We start from the raw sequence: 4171 nt of genomic DNA, 5'->3' as shown, positions 1-4171 counted from the left end.
TGGTATAAGCCGTTGCCTTGCGGCGTGGCTTGGCCGGTTTTGCCGCCAGCAGCGGCGCCAGAAACCGCCCGGTGTGGCTCGCCTTGTTGGCGGCAATATCCTCCGGCGTGCCGGTGGCGATAATGCGGCCCCCGCCGTCGCCGCCTTCGGGCCCCAGATCGATGACATGATCAGCGGTTTTGATCACCTCCAGATTATGCTCGATCACGATGATGGTGTTGCCCGTATCCACCAGCGCGTGCAAAACCTCCAGCAGTTTGCGGATATCCTCGAAATGCAGCCCGGTGGTGGGTTCGTCGAGAATATAGAGCGTGCGCCCGGTGGGGCGCTTGGCCAGCTCCTTCGCCAGCTTTATGCGCTGCGCCTCGCCGCCTGAAAGTGTGGTCGCCTGCTGGCCAAGTTTGATGTAGCCTAGCCCAACCTTGCCGAGTAGCGAGAGCCGGTCATGGATTTTTGGCACGGCCTTGAAAAAGACCTGCGCCTCGTCCACCGTCATATCCAGCACATCGGCGATGGATTTCTCGCGGAACTTCACCTCCAGCGTCTCGCGGTTGTAGCGCTTGCCCTTGCAGGTATCGCAGGTGACGAACACATCGGGCAGGAAGTGCATCTCGATTTTCAGCACGCCGTCGCCCTGGCAGGCTTCGCAGCGCCCGCCCTTCACATTGAAGGAAAACCGCCCCGGCTTGTATCCCCGCGTGCGCGCCTCGGGCATTTCGGCGAACCAGTCGCGGATCGGCGCGAATAAATCGGTATAGGTGGCGGGGTTGGAACGCGGCGTGCGCCCGATCGGCGATTGGTCGATGTCGATGATTTTGTCGAGCTGTTCCAGCCCTTCCAGCCGCTCAAACGGGCTGGGCACTTCGCCCGAGCCCATCAACCGGCGCGATACGGCTTTATAGAGCGTGTCCACCACCAGGGTTGATTTACCCCCGCCTGAAACCCCGGTGATGCAGGTGAACACGCCAAGGGGGAATTCCGCGGACACGTTTTTTAGGTTGTTGCCCGTGGCACCTATAACCTTCAAAACGCGGCTGCTCTTCATCTCCCGCCTGGGGTGCGGCACGGGAATAGTGCGCCGGCCAGAGAGATAATCCCCCGTCAGCGATTTCGGGTTGGCAGCAACCTGTTCCGGCGTGCCCTGCGCCACCACATGCCCGCCGCCCATACCGGCGTGCGGCCCCATGTCGATCAGATGATCCGCCGTGCGGATCGCATCTTCATCATGCTCCACCACCAGCACGGTGTTGCCCAGGCGTTTCAAACGTTGCAGCGTGCCCAGCAATCTTTCGTTATCGCGCTGGTGCAGGCCGATGCTCGGCTCGTCCAGCACATATAGCACGCCGGTAAGCCCTGAGCCGATCTGGCTGGCTAAGCGAATCCGCTGGCTCTCGCCGCCCGAAAGTGTCGCCGAGCCGCGCGCCAGGGTTAGATAATTCAAGCCCACATCCAGCAGAAATTGCAAACGCTCGTTGATCTCGCGCAAGATTCGCCGGGCGATTTCAAGCCGCTGCGGGGTCAGCGTGGCGGCCACGCCCTCGAACCATTCCCGCGCGGCGGAGATGGAAAGCTCCGCCACCTCGGCCAGGTTTTTCCCCGCGACCCGCACGGCCAGCGCCTCGGGCTTCAGCCGCGCGCCGTGGCAGGTGCCGCAGGGACGCTCGGCGTGGTAACGGGAGAGTTCCTCGCGCGTCCAGGCGGAATCAGTTTCGCGCAGGCGGCGTTCGAGATTTTTGATGACCCCTTCAAACGGTTTCGTCACCGTGTAGGCGCGCGCGCTGTCCTTGTAGGAAAACGCCACCTCGGTTTTGCCGGTGCCGTATAAAATCGCATCGCGCACCGCCTCGGGCAGTTTTTCCCAAGGCGTGGTCATCTTAATTTTGAAATGCTTGGCCAGGCTCGCCAGGGTTTGCGTGTAATAGGGCGAGAGCGAATTCACCCAGGGCATCACCGCGCCGTCCTCCAGCGAGCGCTGCTCGTCGGGCACCACCAGATGCGGGTCAAAAAACACCTCATGCCCCAAGCCGTCGCACACCGGGCAAGCGCCGTGCGGTGAGTTGAAGCTGAACAGCCGGGGCTCGATCTCCTCGATGGTGAAACCGCTCACCGGGCAGGCAAAGCGCGAGGAGAACACCGTGCGCACGCCATCATCAGCCCCCTCGGCATATACGATGCCGTCGGAGAGTCCCAAGGCGGTCTCGAATGAATCCGCCAGCCGCTGCTCCAGCCCCGGCTTCACCACAATGCGGTCCACCACCGCCTCGATCTCATGTTTCAGCTTTTTATTGAGCGCGGGAACCTGGTCGATCTCGTATAATTTTCCATCAACCTTCGCGCGCGTGAAGCCCTTGCGCTGCAATTCGGCCAGCTCTTTTTTATACTCGCCCTTGCGGTCGCGGATCACCGGCGCCAGCAGCAGCAGCTTGGCGCCTTGCTTCATCGCCATCACGCGGTCCACCATCTGCGCCACGCTCTGCGCCTCAATCGGCAGGCCGGTGGCGGGCGAATACGGCACGCCCGCGCGCGCCCATAAAAGCCGCATATAATCGTGAATTTCCGTCACCGTGCCCACAGTGGAGCGCGGATTCTTCGAAGTGGTTTTCTGCTCGATGGAAATCGCTGGCGATAAGCCCTCGATTGAGTCCACATCCGGCTTGCCCATCAGTTCCAGAAACTGCCGCGCGTAGGATGACAGACTCTCGACATAGCGCCGCTGCCCCTCGGCATAAATCGTATCAAACGCCAGCGAGGATTTGCCCGAACCGGAAAGCCCGGTGATGACGGTGAGTTGTTCGCGCGGAATCGCGATATCGATGTTCTTCAGGTTATGTTCGCGCGCGCCGCGGACCGTGATAAAGCCCGCGTTTTTCTGCTCAGCCATTCTCGCACCAGATGTTCGTGTAATGTTCTTGCAGGATATGGTGTCGCCGCGTAGAATGCAAACTGCTTCGGCTGGCCGGAATGCAAATAATGCGCTACGCTGGTGAACAATTTAAAGTAGAGGAGGGCCATGTGGCCGGTAGTGTCAATAAAGTGATTCTGGTGGGCAATCTCGGGAAGGACCCGGAAGTGCGCAATGCGCAATCGGGGTTGAAGATCGTCAACCTCGCCATCGCCACCTCCGATACGTGGAATGATAAAGCCAGCGGCGAGCGCAAGGAGCAGACCGAGTGGCACCGGGTGGTCATCATGAACGACCGGCTGGGCGAGGTCGCGGAGAAATATCTGCGTAAAGGCTCGAAGGTTTATATCGAGGGCAAATTGCAGACCCGTAAGTGGACCGGGCAGGACGGCCAGGAGAAATACACCACCGAGGTGATGATCGGCCGTTTCGGCGGTGAGCTGGTGCTGCTGGACAAGAATCCCAACGCCGGTGGCGACTACGAACCGCGCGCGCCGCGTGCCGCGGCCCCCGCGCGTGCCGCTGCCGCCCCGCGCGCGACTGGCGGCTGGGACACGCAGCCGGGCAACGATATGGATGATGAAATCCCGTTCTGAACTGCTAAGCAGGGCAGGGGGCTAACCTCCTGTCCATGAGCGCGGCTCTTGCAACCCTCGTAGCGCAGGCCCGGGCCTGCACACTCTGCGCCGCGCATCTGCCGCTTGGTCCGCGCCCGGTGTTCCGGGTCTCCGCCACGGCGAAACTGCTCATCATCGGCCAGGCACCCGGCACTAGGGTGCATGCCAGCGGCATTCCCTGGAACGACGCCTCCGGCGAGCGGCTGCGCGGCTGGATGGGCATTGGCCCCGGCATTTTTTATGACGAGTCCCGCATCGCCATCATGCCGATGGGCTTCTGCTACCCCGGCACGCTGCCCAACGGTGGCGACGCGCCGCCAAGGCCCGAATGCGCGCCGGCATGGCACGGCAAGTTCCTGGCGCTCATGCCGCAGCTCCAGCTCACATTGCTGGTCGGCGCCTACGCGCAAAAACGCTATCTCGGCTCGGGCGGCATGGCGGCAAATGTGCGCGCCCAGACGGCGTATCCCCGTTTCTTGGCCCTGCCGCATCCTTCCTGGCGCACCGGCTTCTGGGAGGCGAAAAACCTTTGGTTCGGCACTGAAATTCTGCCACGGCTGCGTGCGCGGGTGGCTCAGCTCATCTGATACCAGTCAGCCTTAAGGCTGACTGGTATGCGCGCGGGGCTGGTGGGGCGGCCGCGCGCAAAATC

3 protein-coding genes are annotated in these 4171 nt (G+C 62.0%); 2 read left to right on the top strand and 1 reads right to left on the bottom strand.

Going from position 1 to position 4171, the window contains the following annotated elements:
* Positions 1–2881 (bottom strand): excinuclease ABC subunit UvrA (uvrA, locus tag PHE40_RS10735; protein WP_299961608.1); only part of this gene is annotated, 2881 nt, incomplete at its 3' end.
* A gap of 131 nt (positions 2882–3012) precedes the next feature.
* Here uvrA and ssb point away from each other — a divergent pair.
* Both ssb and PHE40_RS10725 read left to right on the top strand, forming a co-directional pair.
* Positions 3013–3498, top strand: a complete 486-nt coding sequence (gene ssb / locus PHE40_RS10730; protein ID WP_299961606.1) for a single-stranded DNA-binding protein — start codon at positions 3013–3015, stop codon at positions 3496–3498.
* Positions 3499–3533: 35 nt separating this feature from the next.
* Positions 3534–4106, top strand: a complete 573-nt coding sequence (locus tag PHE40_RS10725; protein WP_299961604.1) for a uracil-DNA glycosylase family protein — start codon at positions 3534–3536, stop codon at positions 4104–4106.
* The last annotated feature ends 65 nt before the right edge of the window (positions 4107–4171 follow it).

This window comes from Acidocella sp., from assembly GCF_028687955.1.
Lineage (GTDB): Bacteria > Pseudomonadota > Alphaproteobacteria > Acetobacterales > Acetobacteraceae > Acidocella.
The sequence above is the reverse complement of the archived record's forward strand: the minus strand, read 5'-3'. Positions and strand labels throughout refer to the sequence as shown.